22 protein-coding genes are annotated in these 19477 nt (G+C 37.2%); 14 read left to right on the forward strand and 8 right to left on the reverse strand.

Going from position 1 to position 19477, the window contains the following annotated elements:
- Positions 1 to 7: 7 nt before the first annotated feature.
- The 3 genes from lptB to rapZ are packed head-to-tail and all read left to right on the forward strand — an operon-like array spanning position 8 to position 2143.
- Positions 8 to 733 carry an LPS export ABC transporter ATP-binding protein gene (gene lptB, locus DYE19_RS06075; protein WP_115322971.1) on the forward strand — a complete coding sequence of 242 codons (726 nt, stop codon included), beginning with the start codon at positions 8 to 10 and terminating at the stop codon, positions 731 to 733.
- Between the two features lie 2 nt (positions 734 to 735).
- Positions 736 to 1263, forward strand: coding sequence for a PTS IIA-like nitrogen regulatory protein PtsN (gene ptsN, locus DYE19_RS06080; RefSeq protein WP_049216117.1), 528 nt, complete (start codon positions 736 to 738; stop codon positions 1261 to 1263).
- A 22-nt stretch (positions 1264 to 1285) separates the two neighbouring features.
- Complete coding sequence (gene rapZ / locus DYE19_RS06085; RefSeq protein WP_049216119.1) at positions 1286 to 2143, forward strand: RNase adapter RapZ; 858 nt, start codon at positions 1286 to 1288, stop codon at positions 2141 to 2143.
- 32 nt (positions 2144 to 2175) lie between these two features.
- On the opposite strand, the gene xseA is transcribed toward rapZ, so the two are convergent.
- The 4 genes from xseA to DYE19_RS06105 form a co-directional block, all read right to left on the reverse strand.
- A complete protein-coding gene (gene xseA / locus DYE19_RS06090) occupies positions 2176 to 3510 on the reverse strand; it encodes an exodeoxyribonuclease VII large subunit (RefSeq protein WP_115322972.1) in 1335 nt (444 codons plus the stop codon).
- A gap of 63 nt (positions 3511 to 3573) precedes the next feature.
- Positions 3574 to 4773 (reverse strand): ribosomal protein uL16 3-hydroxylase, encoded by a 1200-nt coding sequence (locus tag DYE19_RS06095; RefSeq protein WP_115322973.1) that lies wholly within the window; start codon positions 4771 to 4773, stop codon positions 3574 to 3576.
- 8 nt (positions 4774 to 4781) lie between these two features.
- The gene (locus tag DYE19_RS06100; RefSeq protein ID WP_049216124.1) at positions 4782 to 5084 is read right to left on the reverse strand and encodes an RnfH family protein; all 303 of its coding nucleotides are present in this window, start codon (positions 5082 to 5084) and stop codon (positions 4782 to 4784) included.
- Complete coding sequence (locus tag DYE19_RS06105) at positions 5071 to 5511, reverse strand: type II toxin-antitoxin system RatA family toxin (protein WP_115322974.1); 441 nt, start codon at positions 5509 to 5511, stop codon at positions 5071 to 5073. Before DYE19_RS06105 ends, DYE19_RS06100 begins: the two co-directional genes overlap by 14 nt.
- 86 nt (positions 5512 to 5597) lie before the next feature.
- Between DYE19_RS06105 and DYE19_RS06110 the strand changes: the two genes are divergently transcribed.
- The 4 genes from DYE19_RS06110 (at position 5598) to DYE19_RS06125 (ending at position 9931) form a co-directional block, all read left to right on the forward strand.
- Entirely contained in the window at positions 5598 to 6662 is a 1065-nt protein-coding gene (locus DYE19_RS06110) for a glycosyltransferase family 9 protein (RefSeq protein ID WP_115322975.1), read from the forward strand.
- Positions 6663 to 6720: 58 nt separating this feature from the next.
- Positions 6721 to 7305, forward strand: a complete 585-nt coding sequence (gene pth / locus DYE19_RS06115; protein ID WP_049216131.1) for an aminoacyl-tRNA hydrolase — start codon at positions 6721 to 6723, stop codon at positions 7303 to 7305.
- Between the two features lie 37 nt (positions 7306 to 7342).
- Complete coding sequence (gene ychF / locus DYE19_RS06120; protein ID WP_115322976.1) at positions 7343 to 8434, forward strand: redox-regulated ATPase YchF; 1092 nt, start codon at positions 7343 to 7345, stop codon at positions 8432 to 8434.
- A gap of 87 nt (positions 8435 to 8521) precedes the next feature.
- Positions 8522 to 9931, forward strand: a complete 1410-nt coding sequence (locus DYE19_RS06125) for a basic amino acid/polyamine antiporter (protein WP_115322977.1) — start codon at positions 8522 to 8524, stop codon at positions 9929 to 9931.
- Positions 9932 to 9959: 28 nt separating this feature from the next.
- On the opposite strand, the gene DYE19_RS06130 is transcribed toward DYE19_RS06125, so the two are convergent.
- Complete coding sequence (locus DYE19_RS06130) at positions 9960 to 10808, reverse strand: LysR family transcriptional regulator (protein WP_049216137.1); 849 nt, start codon at positions 10806 to 10808, stop codon at positions 9960 to 9962.
- 92 nt (positions 10809 to 10900) lie between these two features.
- Here DYE19_RS06130 and DYE19_RS06135 point away from each other — a divergent pair, with 92 nt between their 5' ends.
- The gene (locus tag DYE19_RS06135) at positions 10901 to 11503 is read left to right on the forward strand and encodes a LysE family translocator (RefSeq protein WP_115322978.1); all 603 of its coding nucleotides are present in this window, start codon (positions 10901 to 10903) and stop codon (positions 11501 to 11503) included.
- A 141-nt stretch (positions 11504 to 11644) separates the two neighbouring features.
- Positions 11645 to 12373 (forward strand): nitroreductase family protein, encoded by a 729-nt coding sequence (locus tag DYE19_RS06140; RefSeq protein WP_115322979.1) that lies wholly within the window; start codon positions 11645 to 11647, stop codon positions 12371 to 12373.
- Between the two features lie 229 nt (positions 12374 to 12602).
- On the opposite strand, the gene DYE19_RS06145 is transcribed toward DYE19_RS06140, so the two are convergent.
- Positions 12603 to 13844, reverse strand: coding sequence for a Zn-dependent hydrolase (locus DYE19_RS06145; protein ID WP_115322980.1), 1242 nt, complete (start codon positions 13842 to 13844; stop codon positions 12603 to 12605).
- Between the two features lie 246 nt (positions 13845 to 14090).
- Complete coding sequence (locus DYE19_RS06150) at positions 14091 to 14648, reverse strand: YtfJ family protein (protein WP_115322981.1); 558 nt, start codon at positions 14646 to 14648, stop codon at positions 14091 to 14093.
- Positions 14649 to 14791: 143 nt separating this feature from the next.
- Here DYE19_RS06150 and DYE19_RS06155 point away from each other — a divergent pair, with 143 nt between their 5' ends.
- The gene (locus DYE19_RS06155) at positions 14792 to 15124 is read left to right on the forward strand and encodes a zinc ribbon domain-containing protein YjdM (protein WP_049216147.1); all 333 of its coding nucleotides are present in this window, start codon (positions 14792 to 14794) and stop codon (positions 15122 to 15124) included.
- Positions 15125 to 15170: 46 nt separating this feature from the next.
- Here DYE19_RS06155 and DYE19_RS06160 read toward each other — a convergent pair whose 3' ends face one another.
- Positions 15171 to 15383 (reverse strand): excalibur calcium-binding domain-containing protein, encoded by a 213-nt coding sequence (locus tag DYE19_RS06160; protein ID WP_115322982.1) that lies wholly within the window; start codon positions 15381 to 15383, stop codon positions 15171 to 15173.
- Positions 15384 to 15580: 197 nt separating this feature from the next.
- Between DYE19_RS06160 and rbsD the strand changes: the two genes are divergently transcribed.
- Genes rbsD through rbsB form a run of 4 tightly spaced genes read left to right on the forward strand, consistent with a single transcriptional unit; the run spans position 15581 to position 19410 of the window.
- Positions 15581 to 16000: a D-ribose pyranase gene (rbsD, locus tag DYE19_RS06165; protein WP_049216151.1), complete on the forward strand. Its 420-nt coding sequence runs from the start codon at positions 15581 to 15583 to the stop codon at positions 15998 to 16000.
- Between the two features lie 12 nt (positions 16001 to 16012).
- Positions 16013 to 17509: a ribose ABC transporter ATP-binding protein RbsA gene (rbsA, locus tag DYE19_RS06170; protein ID WP_115322983.1), complete on the forward strand. Its 1497-nt coding sequence runs from the start codon at positions 16013 to 16015 to the stop codon at positions 17507 to 17509.
- A 16-nt stretch (positions 17510 to 17525) separates the two neighbouring features.
- On the forward strand, positions 17526 to 18494 hold the full coding sequence (rbsC, locus tag DYE19_RS06175; protein ID WP_049216156.1) for a ribose ABC transporter permease: 969 nt from the start codon (positions 17526 to 17528) through the stop codon (positions 18492 to 18494).
- A 28-nt stretch (positions 18495 to 18522) separates the two neighbouring features.
- Positions 18523 to 19410, forward strand: coding sequence for a ribose ABC transporter substrate-binding protein RbsB (gene rbsB, locus DYE19_RS06180; protein ID WP_049216158.1), 888 nt, complete (start codon positions 18523 to 18525; stop codon positions 19408 to 19410).
- Positions 19411 to 19477: the final 67 nt, after the last annotated feature.

Here is a 19477-nt window from a genome sequence, read left to right on the forward strand (position 1 = left end):
GTTTGCCATGTCTATCCTTTATGCTGAGAATTTAGCTAAAAGCTATAAAAGCCGTCAAGTTGTTTCAGATGTAAGTTTAACTGTACATGCAAATGAAATTGTTGGATTACTTGGTCCAAATGGTGCGGGAAAAACAACTACATTTTATATGGTTGTTGGGCTCGTCAATCATGATCAAGGTAAAATTCGTATTGATGATGAAGATATTAGTTTATTACCTATGCACAACCGTGCCCAAATAGGTATTGGCTATCTTCCACAAGAAGCTTCTATTTTTCGACGTCTAAGTGTCTACGATAATTTAATGGCAGTGCTTGAAATCCGTAAAGATCTTACCCATGAACAACGTCGAGCAAGAGCTGATGAACTTATTGACGAATTTAATATTGGTCATATCCGTAATAACTTAGGACAATCACTCTCTGGTGGGGAACGTCGCCGTGTCGAAATTGCTCGTGCTTTGGCTGCAAATCCTAAATTTATTTTACTTGATGAGCCGTTTGCGGGAGTAGACCCCATTTCAGTAATTGATATAAAAAAAATAATTATGGATCTACGTGACCGTGGTTTAGGTGTGCTGATTACTGATCATAATGTTAGAGAAACGCTTGACGTATGCGAAAGAGCATACATTGTTAGTGCAGGCAAAATGATTGCAACGGGTACACCTGAAGAAATTCTAAACAACGAACAAGTGAAACGTGTATATTTAGGCGAAGAATTTAGACTGTAGTTATGATTAAATTTACCGAATTACTGAAACCTGAACATATTCGTCAAGGGTTAATTTGTACTAGCAAGAAACGCTTATTTGAAATTATTACTCAAGTCATTGCAGAGCAAGTTCAATTTGAAAATGCAGAACAATTTTGTTTTGAATGTTTGTTAAGCAGAGAGAAAATTGGCAACTCTGGATTAGGTAATGGAATTGCCATGCCAAAAGCACGAATTCCTGAAGGTAAACAGCCCCTTGCCGTTTTCATTCATTTAGACTCACCGATTGAATATGAATCAGCTGATCACCGTGAAGTCGATTTAATTCTTGCTCTTTTAATACCAGAAAAAATGTGTGAGCAATATATTTCTGTACTGCCTGAAATTGCAGAAAAGTTATCTGATAAAACACTTTGCAAACGATTAAGATCAGCACAAAGTGTTGATGAAATTTGGCATATTTTTGAAAATATAGATCAGCTTAACTCACAGCAAGATGAACATCAAGATAATGACGAAGCTGTCGAATATAATACTACATCCGTTTAATTAACTAGTAACAGGTAAGCTTATGGAAATTATTATTATAAGTGGCCGTTCAGGTGCAGGGAAATCTGTTGCTCTCCGTGCTTTAGAAGATATTGGTTATTATTGCGTTGATAATTTACCTCTAGATTTGCTCCCTAAACTAGCGGATATTTTATCAGTAAATCATAAATCTGTTGCAATCAGCTTAGATATTCGTAATTTACCCTATTCATCAAAAACACTTGAACTATTACTGAATAAAGTACAAGAACAACATCAAATTAAAATTATTTTCTTAGATACTGATCGCAGCACTTTAATTCGCCGTTATAGTGACTCACGCCGTTTACATCCATTATCTGTTCAAGATTTATCATTAGAAGCTGCGATTGACGAGGAACAAAACCACTTAGATCCTCTTATTCAATGTGCTAATTTAATTATTGATACAACGCGTCTTTCTACTCATGAGTTAGCTGAACGTTTACGTAATTTTCTGCGTGGTACATCAGATAAAGACTTAAAAATTATTTTCCAATCTTTTGGCTTTAAATATGGTTTACCACTAGATGCAGACTATGTATTTGATGTCCGTTTTTTACCAAATCCACATTGGAATCCTGAATTACGCCCGTTAACTGGCTTAGATGATGCTGTTGCAGAATTTTTAAATAAACATAATGAAGTTAATCACTTTATTTATCTTACGCGTAACTACATTGAAACTTGGCTGCCGATGTTAGAGCAAAATAATCGCAGTTATTTAACTATTGCCATCGGTTGTACTGGTGGAAAACATCGCTCAGTGTATATCACGGAACAACTTGGACAATATTTCCAAGCTAAAGGAAAAAATGTTCAAATTCAGCATAAATCACTCACCAAACACAAGAAGAGCTAAACAAACAAAAAAGGAACAGTTTTGTTCCTTTTTTAACGCTTGTTCACTTCCACAATCTCACTAATAATACGACCTTGCAGTAAGGTTGTTTTTAAACGTTCTCCAACACGAACCTGTTGAATATTTGTCACAGCTTGACCTAAAGAATTTTCTGCGATCGAATACCCTCGAGCTAAGACTTTTAATGGGCTTAGCCCATCTAACTTACCACAAGCATGGGCCAATTGGTGTTGTTTTTGTGTAAATAGACGATTCAATGCGATATTCAGTCTTGTCTCTACTTGATAAACATATTGTTGTTGCTTCTGTACACGTAAAGGCAATAGATTATTTTGTATTCGCTTCGACAAGATACTCAATTTATCCTGACGTTTATCTATTTGTGCTTGTGTACTTAACTGCAAACGATGGAACAGCTGTTGCATTCTTTGCTGCTGCATTCTTAACTGCACATGTGGATGTTGACGTTGTAAACGAAGCCGAACATATTGCAAAGCTTGACTTTTCTCACTAAAGACGCGATCTAGTGCTATTTCTAAACGCTGTTTTTTATAAACCAGTTGTTGTAATAATTCTTGCTGATCACGACTGACTAATTCCGCTGCTGCTGAAGGAGTAGGAGCGCGTAAATCAGCCACAAAATCCGCGATCGTCACATCTGTCTCATGTCCAACCGCACTAATAATTGGAATCACTGAATTAAAAATTGCGCGTGCTACAAGCTCTTCATTGAAACACCAGAGATCCTCTAACGAGCCACCTCCTCGACCGACAATTAATACATCCACTTCTCGGCGCTGGTTTGCCAGCTCAATCATTTGTACAATTTCAATAGCAGCATCTTTACCCTGTACAGCAGTAGGATAAATCACGATTTTCAAGCTAGGATCTCGCCGTCGCAATATGTGCAAAATATCTTGTAATGCTGCCCCCGTTTTAGATGTCACAATACCAACAGCTTTACTAAAGGGCGGTAGATTTTTCTTAAGATTTTGTGCAAACAGCCCTTCTGCAGCTAACTTCATTTTTAACGTTTCAAACTGCTGCTGTAATAGACCCTCGCCCGCAGGATGCATGCTTTCAATAATAATCTGATAATCACCTCGCGCCTCATATAAACTGACACTTGCACGAACTAATACTTGCATACCATTTTGCGGACGAAAACTAACACGTAAGTTTTTCATACGGAACATTGCTGCGCGTATCTGAGCATGTTCATCTTTTAAAGTTAAATACCAATGCCCTGATACTGGCTGACTAAAATTAGAAATTTCACCCGTTAACCAAACTTGTCCTAGTTGATTTTCTAGCATTAAACGTACAGATTGATTCAATTGAGAAACAGAATAAATTTGATCAGACATTATTAGAAATACCTTAATTTAGTACATTAATTGCTTCGTTTATAACAGTAACAGATAAAATCACTACAATGACTCAAGCAATACCCAACCATCATCAATCCAGTTACATAACGAGTCAATGAACAAGTCTAATGCTGTTTCTGGCTCTTCAGTCTGTGAGCACAAGCTTGTTAAATACGCAAAATCCACTCGCTTACCATCAGCAAGTTGTTTTAGGACTTGTGCTTCTATTTCATTTAACTCATCTAGCCATTCACCGTTTGCATAAAGGCGTAATGGGTTCTCAAGATAAACTAACTTACAATTATTATCTTGTACAATTGTACTATTCTCTTCTAAAAGCGACCGTACTTCGTCTAAATCACAATATTCCTCAGTTTCCAATAAATCATAACGTCTACTACTCACAGTTGTCGCTACAGCATGTTCAAATAAATGCTCAAATTGTTCTGATTCCGCTAATTGATCCAAAAATTGCTGTTTCATTGTTCTGACCATTACAGAATCTAGTTTACCTGTTTCCTGTTCAGCTGGAGTAAGACGCAGTGGAATATGTAGCTCAGTTGTAGCTATATCAGGTAGTGCTTGACAAATCACTTTGTTCACATTTTCTAATAAATCAGCCATATTAGGGTAACGTAAACCAAAAGAGAAAGTTAAACAATCGTTTTCCGCAACACCATAATGTGATAAACGAGAGGGCACATAAAGAACATCGCCTGGAGCTAAAACCTCATCTAAAATTAGCTCTCCCATATCGTCAAAAATACGGATCGGCTGATTTGCTTTAAATTCTGTGCTTGGATCACACCATTTACCTAATTGCCAACGACGATGACCATAGCCTTGGACTAAAAACACATCATATTCGTCATAATGCTTACCAACAGAGCCACCTTTAGGTGCATAAGACACCATAATATCATCGCGTTGCCACTGTGGAATAAACCCAAATGCCCCCCAAAGCTCTCCCAATTCAGTTGACCATTGCTCTAGATTTTGAACTAAAACAGACCACTTCTCAGGCAAACCTTTAAAATCGTTAGTATTCAATGGACTACACTTTACTTGCCAATCATTATCTGAAAACTGTTTAATTAGACGCGCTGTGACATCTTCTTGTTGTGCTAACTCAATAATATCTTCTGGCTGAAACATATTGACTATTTGTGGTAAGCCATTACGAATTAATAGCGGTTTTTTTTGCCAATAATCACGTAAAAAGATCGCCGAGGTTATATTTTCTGGTAAACAAAATTTCATATGTCATCCTATTTTTTTTCTTTCTGTTGAGCAGCTTGTTGCTCAGCACGTTTACGACGAATTTCCTTTGGATCAGCCAATAATGGACGATAGATCTCAACGCGATCGCCTTCTTTTAACAAATCTGTGAGTTTTGCGGGACGGCTAAAAATACCTACTTTATTTTCTCGTAAATCAATTTCAGTAAATTGTTGCAAAATACCTGACTGCAAAATAGCAGTTTGAATCATTGTACCTTCTTCTACACTGAGTTTCTTTAAATAATGTCTATTAGGATAGGCATAAACAACTTCAATATTAATTTGCGCCACCGTATACCTCTTTTGCTCTCTGTTTAAAGGCGTGAATCATTCTGGTTGTTAAATGAGTAAAAATCTGCCCAAATGCCATAGCAATAAGTGGATTAGAAAATTCAAATTCTAATTTTAATGCGATTTTACAACTGTGTTCATCTAATTGGTCAAAAGTCCATTCTCCTTGTAAAAATTTAAAAGGACCTTCCACTAATTGCATTTTAATTGAACGATTTTCCAACATTGTATTTTGGGTTGTAAAACGTTGACGGATCCCTGCTTTTGCAATGACTAATTCTGCTGTAACTTGATTTGTTTGATCAGTTAAAGTGCGTCCCGCTACACAACCTGGTACAAAATCAGGATACTGTTCATAATTATTGACTAATTGATACATCTGCTGTGCACTATAAGCAACTAATGCACTTTGATTAATTATTGGCATCTTATTACTACTTATTTTTCAAAAAAATTTTGTGTATTATAACGGAAAAGTGTGCTCTAAATAAGCAAAGAATTGGGACAACGACAATGAACTTTAAACAACTATTTATTTTATTATTAGAAAATCGACAAAAACAGCCATCCCCAATTCAATTCAATCAAGTTAAATCGATCCTTCTTCGACCGTTAGGTTTTGCGATCGGTGATGCTGCTGTCCATACTGCTCACCTCAAACAACTAAAAGCCCTCTTTCCCCAAGCAAAACTAGGCGTTGTTGTGCACGGTGCTAATAAAGCAATTTACCAAGCTTCAGGGCTGGTTGATGAATTTGTGGAGCGTAATCTTTTTAGTTATATCAAACACAGTAAAAAATGGGATCTTCTACTCGATTTTGAAAACAACTTTAATTCTTCTTCTCTCTTCATGGATCGGATTTTGATGCCCAAATGGATTGTTATTTTCCGCAAATATAATAAGAAGTATTACAATTTTGAGACAATTAAAAGCTATGATATTCATTGTCCTCAAAAAGATAATGCGCGTTTAAGTCATTATTTAATGCAATCTGTGTTTGCTGAACATTTTGTGTTGCCAGAACCAGAAAGCGTACTAAATACAACAAAAGAAAATCGCCAAAAAGTCGAAAACTTTTGGCAAAACAATAAGTTTCGCTTACTCCTCTGCCCTCAAGGTAGCAAACGACAAATTCCTGAATCTGAACTCGCGACATTACTCAATGCCAGTTTAGTCGGCGAACTCAATCAAAAAGTAGAATGTCTCGTCGGCTACACGCCAACTGCTCAAAATTATTGTGCGCAGCTTATACAATTATGTCCAACATTGGAGATTAAATGCTCACCTAAAACCAGTTTGGACGAATATTTAGCACTCGTTGAAAGTGCTGATCTTGTTGTTGCAGTAGATGGTGGATCATTACATTTAGCTTGTGCTTTCCAAAAGCCATTACTCAGTTTTTTTGCTAACAGCCAACCTAATTTAGGCACTTGGGAGCCTCTAATTCCTTCTGATATTCCACACCTTAAAGTCATTAGTGCTCATAGCGAGAACACGACTTCTGGAAATACGCAAAATTTCCCATTGGAAAAGGCTATTCCTTGGTTAACTCAACAGATCACAAGAGCACAACATTGAGTAAAAAGTCGTTTTCCGCTACAATACGCCACTATTTTTGAGTTGTGGAAGAGAGAGAATGTCTGAAATCAAATTAATTGTGGGATTGGGTAATCCAGGCGATAAATATACGGATACTCGCCACAATGCGGGTGAATGGTTAATTGCACGTTTAGCACGTCGCTATAATATTAATTTAGTTCTCGAAAATAAGTATTTTGGTAAAACTGCGCGTGCTATCATTCATGGCCATGAAATACGTTTTTTAGTCCCGACCACATTTATGAACTTAAGTGGAAAAGCCGTGAGTGCACTGGCTAACTTCTATCGTATTAAACCTGAAGAAATTTTAGTCATTCATGATGAATTAGATTTACCACCAGGTGTTGTAAAAATTAAACAAGGTGGGGGACATGGTGGTCATAATGGCTTACGCGATACAATTGCACAATTAGCAAATAATAAAAATTTCTACCGTTTACGTGTTGGTATTGGTCATCCCGGTGATAAAAATTTAGTATCTGCTTATGTATTAAGCAAACCTTCACCAACTGACTGGCAGTTGATTGATAAAGCATTAGATGAAGCCACCGCCTGTATTGAAGTTTTAATCAAAGAAGGGATCACTAAAGCGACAAACAGATTAAACAGTTTTAAAGCATAATTATTTTTTAAAGATCACAACGTATTAAGGAAAGAATATGGGATTTAAATGTGGCATTGTTGGTTTACCTAACGTCGGAAAATCGACATTATTTAATGCATTAACTAAAGCGGGTATTGAAGCAGCAAATTACCCATTTTGTACGATTGAACCTAATACTGGCGTAGTACCAATGCCCGATTCTCGTCTAGATGCACTTGCGGCTATCGTTAATCCAGAACGTGTCCTCCCAACAACAATGGAGTTTGTTGATATTGCAGGACTAGTTGCGGGGGCAAGTAAAGGTGAAGGATTAGGGAATAAATTTTTAGCTAATATTCGTGAAACAGATGCTATTGGACATGTTGTTCGTTGTTTTGAAAATGACGATATCGTACATGTTGCAGGTAAAATTGATCCTGCCGAAGATATTGATACGATTAACACAGAATTAGCATTAGCAGATTTAGATAGCTGTGAGCGAGCCATACAACGTTTACAAAAACGTGCTAAAGGCGGTGATAAAGAGGCTAAGTTTGAACTCTCTATCATGGAAAAAATCTTACCTGTCCTTGAAAATGCAGGAATGATTCGTTCAATTGCTTTGGATAAAGATGAGTTACATGCGATCAAAGGCTATAACTTCTTAACATTAAAACCAACAATGTATATTGCGAATGTCAATGAAGATGGTTTTGAAAATAATCCTTATTTGGATCGTGTACGTGAAATTGCAGAAAAAGAAGGTGCAGTAGTTGTACCTGTGTGTGCTGCAATTGAATCTGAAATTGCAGAATTAGACGATGATGAAAAAATTGATTTTCTCCAAGATCTAGGTATCGAAGAACCTGGTCTAAATCGTGTTATTCGTGCAGGCTATAAATTACTCAACTTGCAAACTTACTTTACTGCGGGTGTTAAAGAAGTACGCGCTTGGACCATTCCTATTGGTGCGACAGCACCAAAATCAGCTGCAGTGATTCATACGGATTTTGAAAAAGGCTTTATTCGTGCTGAAGTCATTTCATATGATGACTTCATCCAATATAAAGGCGAATCTGGCGCCAAAGAGGCAGGCAAATGGCGCTTAGAAGGAAAAGACTATATAGTACAAGACGGCGATGTGATGCACTTCCGCTTCAATGTCTAAAATTGATTAAAAGAGCACCGCACTTTAATTATATAAGTGCGGTGCTTTTTCATTGACATTCATCATAAAAAAATAAGAGAAGACAAGATGTCGAATAAAAAAATTGGATTATTATCCCTGACTGCATTAGTACTCAGTTCAATGATCGGTTCAGGAATCTTCAGTCTGCCTCAAAATATGGCTGAGGTCGCTGGTGCTGAAGCATTAATTATTGGCTGGATTATCACTGGTATTGGTATCATCTTTCTTGGCTTATCTTTTTTCTATATATCTCGCTTGAAACCTGAACTTGATGGTGGAATTTATACTTACGCACGTGAAGGCTTTGGCGATTTAGTGGGATTTCTCTCTGCATGGGGATACTGGTTGTGCGCGACAATCGGGAGTGTAGGATATTTAGTTGTTGCCTTTGAAGGATTAGGTTTATTCACTGATAGCGCAGATCATGTACTATTTGGGCAAGGCAATACGCTTTTTGCTTTTTTGGGTGCTTCCATTGTTGTTTGGTTAGTTCACTGGTTGATCACAAGAGGCGTCAAAGAAGCCGCTTTTCTTAATCTACTCGCCACTTTTGTGAAAGCTTTCCCATTAATCTTATTTATTCTCTTAGCTGCTTGGTATTTTTCACCACAAACCTTTAATTATGATATTAAAGCCGTTGAACTAAAGAATAATATTTCCGATCAAGTTAAAAATACGATGTTAATTACATTATGGGTGTTTGTTGGTGTTGAAGGTGCTGCTGTCCTTTCAGCACATGCTAAAAAACGCAGTGATGTCGGACTAGCTACCGTATTAGGTATTGTGATTGCCTTAATTTTATATGTTGCAATTACAGTTTTATCGCTCGGGATCCTACCTCGTGAAACAATTGCCAATATGCCGAATCCTTCTATGGCAGGGTTGCTAGAAAGTATGATTGGCAGTAGTGGCAAAATTATTATAACCGCTTGTTTAATTGTCTCCGTACTCGCCTCATACATTAGTTGGACAATGTATTCAGCCGAAGTCCCTTATCGTGGCGCAAAAAATGGCGCATTTCCTAAAATCCTCAATAAAGTGAATCAAAATGAGACTCCAATCAATTCACTTTGGTTTACTAATATCGTTGTACAATTTTGCTTAATATTAGTACTAATGACCGGGAAAAGCTACAATGCGCTGTTATTGATCTCAACCTCTATGATTCTAGTACCCTATTTATTAATTGGTGCTTATTTACTTAAATTATCTATTCAACAAAATAGTGCTTGGCACATCAAGTTAACAGGTCTGATAGCATCTATTTATGGTTTATGGATTCTTTATGCCGCAGGCTTAAACTACTTATTACTATCTGTCTTACTTTATGTACCAGGCATCGTTATTTATTTATATTCAAGGTACCAACATCAAGGTAAAACTCTACAACTTAAAACAAACGAAAAAGTTTTACTATGTATAATTACTGTGGCGTTTATATTTGCGCTATATAATAACATAAACAATCTTACCTAATTAAGTGCTGGCAAAAGTGCGGTCAGTTTTAGCGCATTTTTGCCATCTCTTTTCTAATCCATTGTAGAAAAAGCATTTTCTTTGGATGAGTAGTAAAGTCAGTTTCTGATAATAAATAATAAGCAGAACCATCAGGTATAAAACCATAAGGTGCTTGCAAAATCCCTTGATTAATTTCCTGTTCGACCATCCACTGAGAAACAAGTGCTACCCCAACTCCACCAAGTGCGCCTTGTAAAGCAAGAAAAAAACGCTCAAAAAAGACATCATGATACAAAGGAAAATCTATACCTGTTCTTTCCATCCAATCTTGCCAAGCTCGTGGGCGAGTATAAGTATGTAACTTTTGTTTTAATGTTAAATTTGGGATATGTACAGGTCCCATATATTCATCTGCTATTTTTTCTGCGTACAAATTCTGTGACCAAATAAAATCATTACGACGCAACGCAATATCAATCGTATGGCGCTTAAAATCCACTTGACCACCAGCAGCCAAAACGACAAGATTAAATTGATATTCGGCTTGAAACTGTGCCATTCGTGGAATCAACCATTTCATTGCTAAAGTAGGTTCACAAGACACAACGAGATCATCATTTTGTTTCTTATTAATTTTTTGTAAACCCAATTCCAATGTATTGAAAGCAGCTTGGCAAGTTTCATATAAACATTGTCCTGTTGCAGAAAGCACTAAATTACGCCCATTTTTTACAAACAATGCTTCAGCAAAATACTGCTCAAGTAATTTAATTTGTTTACTCACTGCACTATGAGTGACTGACAATTTTTCTGCTGCCATAGTGACACTGCCATACTCTGCCACAAAATAGAAAAACTTAAGTGCCTTTATTGGCAAGCGCTTTATTTGTTCCAAAATCTCACACCTCATTGTCATTTTTTTCAATTTTATCCTAATTTATTTTCAGGCAAAATACAGGCAGTTTTACTTTTGTTCAAGGAGAAAAAATGGATGAATTAATCGCTGTAATGAGTATTACTGTTCTCGCTGTTATCAGCCCTGGTAGTGATTTTGCAATGGTTAGTAGAAATAGTTACCTCTATGGTAAAAAAGCAGGTATGCTCACAGCTATTGGTATTGCTACCGCTGTATGGGTACATGTATTTTATACAGTTTTTGGGGTAAGTATACTGCTTATTACATTCCCAATACTGTTCCATTTTTTCAAAATATTAGGTGCCTGTTATCTCATTTATATTGGCATACAAACTTATCGTCATCCAGTAATACAAGTCAATTTACAACTTACGGATACACTATTAACGTCTATGTCCGCCTTCAAGATAGGTTTTATCACTAACGCATTTAACCCTAAAACAACACTTTTTGTATTAAGTACTTTCACACAAATGGTCAATGCTAAAACGTCTCTTTGGATTCAATTAGGTTATGGTGCATTTATGTCACTAACTCATCTTATATGGTTTGCACTCGTTGCCTTATTATTATCACAAACTGCTATTCGTCATTTGTTATTAGCCAAACAAATCTATATCAATCGGATAATTGGCGTAATTTTAGTCGTACTAGGTAGTTTATTACTTATTTAGCACTATACTGTCTCATTTTTATTGTATTAAATCTTCTTTATCTGTCGAAATAAATAGTCTATATCTTGTTCAGTTTGGTATAGTAATCATACTTCATCTACATCGAACTAAAGTAGCTCACTTTTTTAAGGAATAATGATAATGACACTATCCGATCTTCTCCAACGACGCCGTGCTGTACGTTATTTTGATCCAGAACACCCACTTGATGACCAGAAAGTAAAATATTGTTTACAGCTCGCGACATTAGCCCCAACGAGTTCTAATATGCAACTATATGAGTTTTATCATATTACTGACAAGACCTTGCTGAGCAAGTTAGCTGAGGCCTGTTTAAACCAGCAAGCTGCCACCAGCGCACAACAGATGGTCGTATTCGTTACTCGTCAAGATTTATATCAGCAGCGAGCACAGGCGATCTTAGATTTTGAAATTGACAACATAAAGCGCAATAGCCCAGTCGAGCGTCACGCTAATCGTATCAAGGGGAAAACAGATTACTATGGCAAATTAATGCCTTTTGCTTACCGCCGTTGCTTCGGTCTTCTTGGTTTATTTAGAAAAGTACTAGCTAAAACAATCAGTCTATGGCGACCTATCTATACGGAAATGTCAGAATCGGATATGCGAGTCGTGACACACAAAAGTTGTGGATTAGTCGCCCAAACTTTTATGCTCGCAATGACAGAACAGGGTTATGATACTTGTCCAATCGAGGGTTTAGATAGCAGTCGGGTTAAGAAAATTTTAGCCCTTCCAGCAGGAGCTGAAATTAATATGATTGTCTCTTGTGGGGTACGTAAAGCAGGTAGAGGTATCTGGGGGGAACGATATCGCATTCCTTTTGAGCAGATTTATTACCAAAAATAGTCAATAACAAATAAAAAATGGGCATTTAAGATGATTTATCATGTTAAATACCCATTTTATCTCTTAGCTAGACCGTATTTTAAACGATATAAGCTATTTCTTCGAAAAAAGAGAGTTTATTGACATTTCAATCTATCCCCGAAATTAAAGCTTATCCATTCAGTTGATTTTCTACAACATCATCAAACTTTCTCAAAACAGACCGCACTTTTACTGTCGCAGTACACATCTAAGCAGAGATCAACTCAGCTTGTGTTAATACAACTTGTTGTAATACGCGAATTCCAGCCTCAATATCTTCCCATTTAGTAAACTCCAATGGATTATGGCTAATACCATCACGCGATGGTACAAAAATCATTCCTGTTGGACATAACTTTGCCATATGCATAGCATCATGCCCTGCACCACTTGGCATAATCTCATAACTATAGCCCAATTGCTCAGTTGCCAGACGAATCTGTTCAATAACATCATCGGATAAAATAACAGGACTGTCCTTAGAAATCAGCTGTAATTCTGTTTTTAAACCACGTTTTACAGAAACTTCTTCAAGCTGTTTTTGCAAAGCAATAAAAACTGACTCTCTTGCCGAAACATGGATACCTCGGATATCCACTAACAATTCACAAGCACCAGGTACCACATTCATTACACCAGGTTTGACGGCTAAATTTCCAACTGTCGCAACAGTTGAATGTCCCGCAGTAATCGCAGCTTGTTCAATAGCTAATGCCACTTCTGCGCCACCTAATAAAGCATCATGGCGATAATGCATAGCGGTAGCACCTGAATGATCTGCTTGTCCTTGAATTTTGACTAGACAGCGAATTGGTGCAGCAATCCCTGTAACGACACCAATTGTTTTATTTTCATTTTCTAAACGCGGTCCTTGTTCAATATGTAATTCAAAAAAACATTTAAACTCATTGGCTTGACGTCGCGCTTTTTCAACTAATTCAAAATCTAATCCGACTTCAGTGAGAGCGTCTGCTAAACTTTTACCTTGTTTATCTTTTAACTGACGCAACCCTGCTTTATCTACTACACCACACATCACTTTACTGCCTAATGTAGCGTAGTTAAAACGACTCGACTCTTCACACGTAAAAATAATTAATTCCAAAGGATAACGCGTTTTGACACCTTGTTCACAAGCACTGAATAGAATTTCCAGACCAGCAATTGAACCCAAGGGCCCGTCAAATTTGCCAGCATTCACAACGGTATCAATATGTGAACCGAAAGCAACCGCAGGTAGATGATCTTCAATACCAGCCTTACGAATAAACACATTCCCAATTTCATCACGTCGAATGGAAAGATCATATTGCTGACATAATTCAAATAAATAATTATGTGCTAACTCATCTTCTGGACTAAATGCTAAACGTGTTAACTCCCCTTCCACAGAAGAAATTGACGCCAGTTTTTCAATGATATCTTGTACTCTAGCGAGATTAATTGACATAAGTTCTCCTTTTTTGTTGGATAATCAAATTCGGTTTAAATCAATCTAGTGAAATCGCTTTCAATAAAAGCAGTAAGAATTATGTCCATAGTATCAAATATACTATTCTTTATGTTGATTTTATGAAAAAACAGAGATCAGCAAAAAATAAATGCTTATCTTCAGTAAGAGATAGAAACATAAAATCTGTTCCTTTATTATGTTAACAATATCATTCAAAGAACAGATTTTTATCAATATAGCTTATTATTTAGTTAATTCAGTTACTAAGTTAATCACATCCTGTACTTGTTGTGCTGACAATGCACCTTCATGGATAAATTTCACTTGCGCATTTTTATCTAGCACGACAATCAGACTCTCTTTTTCCTTCAAGTTCCACGCATTTTTGACCGCACTTTGCTGATCGAGAATCACTTGGCTACGAGTATTGCTTTTTTTCCCTTTTTCAGCACTACTTTTGACAAAACTGCCTGTCCCAAATACAACATCGTCTGCATTAATAATCGTCGTTGTTTGATATTTTTCTGCATTCAATTGTGCTGCCTTAATGGCCTCCATCAATGGTTCATTTTTTTCTTTTACACTACTACGCCCTGCAAAATGGTGCAAAATACGCACTTTACCAGCTAAATTTTTAGAATACCAAGGCTGATAACTGATTTTTTCTCCTTGTAGTACTAATTCACCATCAGTCGCCACATTTACGGCAGGTAAATATGTATTCAATTGAATATTGTGTGCCAAAACATGTGGCGCGAATAACATTGTAGCAAGTGTTAAAGCCAAGGTTATTTTTTTCATTTTAGTTTCCTTTTTTGTGATAAATCTAGTGATTCTACGGGAAAAATAATTTTCAACAAATCAGAGTTGTTAATGTAGATTTTTGGTAGAATTTCGCTTTTTTGCTATACTTTCGCATCATTTTATTGAAGAAGGAAAAAAGAATGGAACACATGCCAAATTGTCCAAAATGCCAAAGCGAGTATGTTTATCATGATTCAATCAATTTTGTTTGCCCTGACTGTAGTCACGAATGGTCTGGCAACGATGTCGTGGAAAGCGATGAAAGAGTTGTTAAAGACAGTAATGGCAATATTTTACAAGATGGCGATTCTGTCATTTTAATTAAAGATTTAAAAGTGAAAGGTTCTTCAATTGTACTGAAGAAAGGCACTAAAGCGAAAAATATTCGTTTAGTCGATGCCGATCATGATGTCGATTGTAAAATTGATGGACAAAGCTTTTCGTTAAAATCTGAATTCTTGAAAAAGGCTTAATATGCAAAATGTGCTATTAAAACATCAGTTAATAGCACATTTTTTATTATTTGCGACATTTCGAAGAACCATAGCTACTCCCACCAGGTAAACATTCACAAGCCTCACCATCACCATCGGCATCTAAATGATATGCTGCATATCTTTCCATATAAGCTTGTGCTTGTGCCTGTGTTTTAAAATTCTTGCAGCTCATCCGTTTTGCTACAGCATTATAAGAAATACTTAAAATAAGTAATCCAAGCAAAATGTGTTTCATTTTATCTCCCCTTCATTATGTTGTAACCAACAATTGGAGTTATTTTAAACACACATAATGTAGACATAAAGCGAAATAGTTTGATCTACTTCACAGATCGAACAAAACTCTTTTGCACTTTTTTTATTTATCCTTACACTGATTACAACCTCATCGAAACGTTTCGATGAAAATAAAAAACTAAGTTGAGGTATCTAATGAAAAAAACAACTGTACTCAATGCACAATTATCCCAAGTCATAGCCACTTTGGGGCATACTGATAGTTTGACTATCTGTGATGCAGGGCTACCTATTCCAACGCAAGTTGAGCGCATTGATTTAGCACTCAGTGCAGGGGTTCCCAGCTTTTTACAAACGTTTAATGCCGTAGTCTCAGAAATGTTTGTTGAACGTGTCGTCATCGCACAAGAAATAAAAGAAAAAAATCCGAAAATATTGACCGCACTGTTAAACAGCCTCTCTCAACTTGAACAACAGCAAGGTAATCACATTGATGTGGAATATGTTAGCCATGAAACATTCAAGGCTTATACACATCATAGCAAGGCCATTGTACGCAGTGGCGAATGTTCACCTTATGCTAATGTAATTTTATATTCAGGCGTACCATTTTAAGGGTTATTCAATATGCAACATCAACCTTTACTCAAAATTAGCGGTATTGATAAATCCTTCCCAGGTGTCAAAGCATTAAGCAATGCCTGCTTATCTGTTTATGCAGGGCGTGCCATGGCATTAATGGGTGAAAATGGAGCAGGTAAATCAACTCTAATGAAAGTATTAACGGGTATTTACAGCAAAGATGCAGGCACCATTGAATATTTAGGTCAACAAGTCACATTCAAAGGTCCTAAAGACTCTCAAGAAGCAGGGATCAGCATTATTCACCAAGAATTGAACTTAGTCAGTAACTTAACTATCGCTGAAAATATTTTCTTAGGTCGTGAATTTACTACCCCATGGGGGGGAATTGATTGGAAAAAAATGCACCAAGAGGCCGATAAATTGCTCAAGCGTCTTGGTGTACCACACAGCAGCCACCAACTTTGTGCAGAATTATCCATCGGTGAGCAACAAATGGTAGAAATTGCCAAAGCTCTCAGTTTTGAATCTCAAGTTATCATTATGGATGAGCCAACCGATGCGTTAACTGATACTGAAACTGAAGCTTTATTTAAAGTCATTCGTGAACTAAAAGCGGAAAAACGTGGCATTGTCTATATTTCACACCGTATCAAAGAAATTTTTGAAATTTGCGATGATGTTACCGTACTGCGGGACGGGCAATTCATTGGCGAAGCGGCTGTCATCGATCTTGACGAGGATCGCTTAATTGAAATGATGGTTGGGCGTCGCCTCGATGAACAATATCCTCATTTAGATCAAGCACCAGGCGAAGTGTTACTTAAAGTAGAAAGTCTCACAGGCAGCGGAGTGTATGATGTGAATTTTCAGTTACACCGTGGTGAAATTCTCGGTATTTCGGGCCTAATGGGTGCAGGTCGCACAGAATTAATGAAAGTTATCTATGGTGCACTACCACGTAGCAGCGGAAAAATACGCCTCAATGAGAAAGAAATCCACAATACCTGTCCACAAGATGGCTTAAATAATGGCATTGTCTATATCTCGGAAGATCGTAAAGGTGATGGCTTAATTCTTGGTATGTCAGTCAAAGAAAATATGTCGTTAACTGCCTTAGAATATTTTTCCAAAGCCATTCAAATTGATCACAGTGCAGAAAAATTGGCCGTAGGCGATTTTATCACGATGTTCAATATAAAAACCCCAAGCCAAGATCAACAAATTGGCTTACTGTCGGGGGGGAATCAACAAAAAGTAGCTATCGCAAAAGGATTAATGACTCGCCCTAAAGTCTTGATTTTAGACGAGCCAACTCGAGGCGTTGATGTTGGTGCCAAAAAAGAAATTTATCAACTGATCAACGAATTTAAAAAAGATGGTTTAAGTATCATCATCGTGTCCTCTGAAATGCCTGAAGTACTTGGCATGAGCGATCGCATTTTAGTGATGCATGAAGGACGTATTAGCGCAGAATTCCAACGTGGTGAAGCCACTCAAGAGAAATTATTAGCCGCCGCTATCGGTAAAAGTGCGGTCTAAATTTTAAGGATTTATTATGACGACTCAAGCAAAACCCTTTCAATTAGGTAAATTTTTAATTGAACAACGCTCAGTTATTGCTCTATTAGTATTGATTGCAATTGTTTCTATAATCAATCCTGATTTTTTCAGCATTGATAATATTCTGAATATTCTACGTCAAACCTCTGTTAATGCGATTATTGCTGTCGGTATGACCTTTGTGATTCTGATTGCTGGTATCGATCTCTCTGTTGGTTCAGTGTTAGCATTAACGGGAGCTATTGCAGCATCAATGGTTGGTGCAGAACTTCCTATTTTATTCGTTATTCCAGCCACGCTACTTATTGGTACTTTACTTGGTGGTGTCAGTGGTGTCATCGTCGCTAAAGGTAAAGTACAGGCATTTATTGCAACACTAGTAACCATGACATTATTACGTGGCGTAACAATGGTCTATACTGATGGTCGCCCAATTAGCACAGGTTTTTCTGAAGGTGCTGATGCCTTTGCTTTCTTAGGTACAGGTTATGTGCTCGGTATTCCTGTCCCTATTTGGATTATGGCATTTGTTTTTGCTGCATCTTGGTATGTCCTAAAACACACGCGTATTGGTCGTTATATCTACGCTTTAGGCGGTAATGAATCAGCTACGCAACTATCGGGGATAAACGTCAATAAAATCAAGATTTTTGTCTTTGCAGTCAGTGGTTTCTTATCTGCACTGGCAGGCTTAATCGTCACCTCGCGTCTTTCTTCTGCACAACCTACTGCTGGTGTCTCTTATGAGTTGGATGCTATCGCTGCAGTTGTTGTCGGTGGAACCAGCTTAATGGGTGGTAAAGGACGTGTTATGGGGACATTAATTGGTGCATTAATTATTGGTTTCCTAAACAATGCACTCAACCTATTAGATATTTCATCTTATTACCAGATGATTGCGAAAGCCTTAGTCATTTTGGTCGCTGTTTTAGCCGATAATTACTTAGGAACGAAAAAAGTTTAACCCACTCACTCTGTAAGGAGAACTGATTATGAAAAAACTTCAAAAATTAACTACTTTGGCGTCAGCATTAATGCTCAGCCTCGCTGTAAGCGGTACTGCGCTAGCTAAAGAAACTATCGCATTAGCCGTATCAACTTTAGATAACCCATTCTTTGTCACATTAAAAGACGGTGCGCAAAAAAAAGCAGATGAGCTTGGTTATAAACTCGTTGTACTTGACTCGCAAAACGATCCTGCGAAAGAGCTAGCTAATGTTGAAGATTTAACTGTACGTGGTGTGAAAGTGCTTTTGATTAACCCAACAGACTCAGAAGCAGTCGTTAATGCAGTGAAGATGGCAAACCGCAATAAAATCCCTGTGATCACTTTAGACCGCGGTGCGGTTGCAGGTGATGTTGTCAGTCACATTGCTTCAGATAATGTTGCAGGTGGTAAAATGGCAGGTGATTTTATCGCGCAAAAATTAGGTTCTGGTGCAAAAGTGATTCAATTAGAAGGTATTGCAGGGACATCTGCGGCACGTGAACGTGGCGAAGGTTTCAAACAAGCGATTGATGCACATAAATTTGATGTATTGGCGAGTCAACCTGCTGATTTCGACCGTACTAAAGGTTTAAATGTCATGGAAAACTTACTTGCCAGTAAAGGGGATGTCAAAGCTGTCTTTGCACAAAATGATGAAATGGCGTTAGGTGCCTTACGTGCGATTAAAGCAGCAAATAAAGATGTTTTAGTGGTCGGATTTGATGGTACTGATGATGGTGTCAAAGCCGTTGAAACAGGTAAAATGGCAGCAACTATTGCACAACAACCTGATTTAATTGGTGCTCTTGGTGTCGTGACTGCTGATAAATTATTGAAAGGTGAAAAAGTCGACGCTAAAATTCCTGTGGATTTAAAAGTCATTAGTCAATAATACATCATCTCTATGATGCCTCGTTGGGCAGATCATCAAATCTGCCCACAGTTCAACGCAGTAAAAC

Source organism: Pasteurella canis (assembly GCF_900454865.1).
Lineage (GTDB): Bacteria > Pseudomonadota > Gammaproteobacteria > Enterobacterales > Pasteurellaceae > Pasteurella > Pasteurella canis.

Bases quoted from the DNA above. Each gene is read 5' to 3' on its own strand.
- pth (WP_049216131.1), top strand. From the start codon at position 6,721: ATGTCTGAAATCAAATTAATTGTGGGATTGGGTAATCCAGGCGATAAA.
- rapZ (WP_049216119.1), top strand. From the start codon at position 1,286: ATGGAAATTATTATTATAAGTGGCCGTTCAGGTGCAGGGAAATCTGTT.
- DYE19_RS06140 (WP_115322979.1), top strand. From the start codon at position 11,645: ATGACACTATCCGATCTTCTCCAACGACGCCGTGCTGTACGTTATTTT.
- xseA (WP_115322972.1), bottom strand. From the start codon at position 3,510: ATGTCTGATCAAATTTATTCTGTTTCTCAATTGAATCAATCTGTACGT.
- rbsB (WP_049216158.1), top strand. From the start codon at position 18,523: ATGAAAAAACTTCAAAAATTAACTACTTTGGCGTCAGCATTAATGCTC.
- DYE19_RS06105 (WP_115322974.1), bottom strand. From the start codon at position 5,511: ATGCCAATAATTAATCAAAGTGCATTAGTTGCTTATAGTGCACAGCAG.
- DYE19_RS06125 (WP_115322977.1), top strand. From the start codon at position 8,522: ATGTCGAATAAAAAAATTGGATTATTATCCCTGACTGCATTAGTACTC.
- DYE19_RS06145 (WP_115322980.1), bottom strand. From the start codon at position 13,844: ATGTCAATTAATCTCGCTAGAGTACAAGATATCATTGAAAAACTGGCG.
- lptB (WP_115322971.1), top strand. From the start codon at position 8: ATGTCTATCCTTTATGCTGAGAATTTAGCTAAAAGCTATAAAAGCCGT.
- rbsA (WP_115322983.1), top strand. From the start codon at position 16,013: ATGCAACATCAACCTTTACTCAAAATTAGCGGTATTGATAAATCCTTC.
- DYE19_RS06150 (WP_115322981.1), bottom strand. From the start codon at position 14,648: ATGAAAAAAATAACCTTGGCTTTAACACTTGCTACAATGTTATTCGCG.
- rbsD (WP_049216151.1), top strand. From the start codon at position 15,581: ATGAAAAAAACAACTGTACTCAATGCACAATTATCCCAAGTCATAGCC.
- DYE19_RS06155 (WP_049216147.1), top strand. From the start codon at position 14,792: ATGGAACACATGCCAAATTGTCCAAAATGCCAAAGCGAGTATGTTTAT.
- rbsC (WP_049216156.1), top strand. From the start codon at position 17,526: ATGACGACTCAAGCAAAACCCTTTCAATTAGGTAAATTTTTAATTGAA.
- ptsN (WP_049216117.1), top strand. From the start codon at position 736: ATGATTAAATTTACCGAATTACTGAAACCTGAACATATTCGTCAAGGG.
- DYE19_RS06135 (WP_115322978.1), top strand. From the start codon at position 10,901: ATGGATGAATTAATCGCTGTAATGAGTATTACTGTTCTCGCTGTTATC.
- DYE19_RS06095 (WP_115322973.1), bottom strand. From the start codon at position 4,773: ATGAAATTTTGTTTACCAGAAAATATAACCTCGGCGATCTTTTTACGT.
- DYE19_RS06110 (WP_115322975.1), top strand. From the start codon at position 5,598: ATGAACTTTAAACAACTATTTATTTTATTATTAGAAAATCGACAAAAA.
- ychF (WP_115322976.1), top strand. From the start codon at position 7,343: ATGGGATTTAAATGTGGCATTGTTGGTTTACCTAACGTCGGAAAATCG.
- DYE19_RS06160 (WP_115322982.1), bottom strand. From the start codon at position 15,383: ATGAAACACATTTTGCTTGGATTACTTATTTTAAGTATTTCTTATAAT.